This is a genomic window from Dietzia sp. DQ11-44, assembly GCF_014145205.1.
In the GTDB taxonomy this organism is placed as follows: domain Bacteria; phylum Actinomycetota; class Actinomycetes; order Mycobacteriales; family Mycobacteriaceae; genus Dietzia; species Dietzia natronolimnaea.
This window is the reverse complement of the sequence record NZ_JAALEC010000353.1, coordinates 1-1466: the sequence shown is the minus strand read 5'-3', so window position 1 is coordinate 1466 and position 1466 is coordinate 1. Positions and strand designations below refer to the sequence as shown.

General features: G+C 71.0%; 1 protein-coding gene and 1 pseudogene. One reads left to right on the top strand and one right to left on the bottom strand.

Translation table 11 applies throughout. The annotated features are described in order from the left end of the window. Positions 1 to 259 (bottom strand): annotated as a pseudogene (locus G6018_RS09470) (hypothetical protein); the annotation flags it as partial. A gap of 226 nt (positions 260 to 485) precedes the next feature. On the opposite strand from G6018_RS09470, the gene G6018_RS09465 reads away from it, so the two are divergent. Further along, the coding region (locus G6018_RS09465; protein ID WP_182639473.1) for a gluconate kinase at positions 486 to 1466 on the top strand (981 nt) is incomplete at its 3' end.

The window sequence follows — 1466 nt, the reverse complement described above, 5'->3', positions numbered from 1 at the left end:
CGAGGTTCAGGTTGAAGGCGAGGCTGCCCAGGTCGACGGCGAGGTCCGTGCCGAGATCGAGGTCGGCCAGGCTGCCGTCCTCACCCGCGATCTCCGTGAGGCTGCCCGTGTCGCCCGCGAGGCCCTCGAGGCTGCCGCCGGGGGCTTCCTGGGCCGCGGCGAGGCCGGGGAACGCGATGGCGGCACCGATGCCGAACGCGCCGACGGCGGCGATCTTGGCGGTGGTGCGGTTGGTGGTCTTCCGGTGGGTGTTCGTCATGTTCTGAACAGCTCCCATCTTCATTGACCCCGATGTCTCTCATCGCGGACACCTCGATCGGAGCGAGGTGCGTCGGCGACCCTACAAGCGAAGTCCGGCGCTGTCAGGGGGGCGAAATGCTGAGTGTTCCTTGAGGTAACACTCCGGTCACCACAGGCGAGGGGGCGTATCCGGCTGACTCCGCGGGTCGGCCGCGAACCGTGTCATGCCTGCCTAGGCTGGGGTTATGGACACCCCCGCGGATGCCGACCCGGTGACGGACGGAGGGCCGGCCGTCGTCGAGACGCACAGCGCTCTCATCGTGCTCTATGGTGACGAGGCTCACAAAGTGCGCAAGCGCATCGATCTCGGGTTCCTGGACAACACGTCGGTCGGGGCCCGCGCAGAACAGAGCCGCCGGGAGGTCGAGCTCAACAGCCGCCTGGCGCCGGACGTGTACGACGGTGTGCTCGAGGTGCGAGGTCCCGACGGCGAGGTGATCGACCACGTGGTCCGGATGCGCCGACTCCCCGCCGGACGGAGCCTGGACTCGCTGGTGCGGTCGCGGGCCTCGGGGACCGGCCGCTCCGACGATCCCGACCTCCTGGCGGGGGTGCGGGAGGTGGCCCGGCAGCTCGATCACCTCCACGCCGCGAGTCCCCGCTCGGAGGAGATCGACGCGGTGGGCACCGCGGACGCCGTGGCCGGGTTGTGGCGGGAGTCGATCGGCCACCTGCGGCGTCTGAGTGTGGGCGAGGACGCACCGGTGATCGTCGACGACGTGGAGTGGCTCGCGGGGGAGTATCTCCGCGGGAGGGAGCGACTGCTGCGGGCGCGAGTCGATGCGGGCCGGGTGGTCGACGGCCACGGTGACCTGCTCGCGGCGGACATCTATCTGGAGGACGACGGGCCCCGGGTGATCGACTGTCTCGAGTTCGACGACCGGCTCAGGTTCGGGGACGCCATGCTCGACGCCGGGTTCCTGGCGATGGATCTCGACAGGGTGGGGGCGCGGGACCTCGCCGAGGCCTTCCTCGCGGCGTATCGGGACTTCTCGGGGGACGACGCGCCGTCGTCCCTCGTGCACCACTACATCGGGTACCGCGCGCTGGTCCGGTCCAAGGTCACCGCGATCCGCGCCGAGCAGTCCCGGAGCGGTGGGGCGGACGCGCGGCACGCCCTCGAGCTGGCGGACCGGGCCGTCGACGCCCTCCTGCGCGCCCGCGTC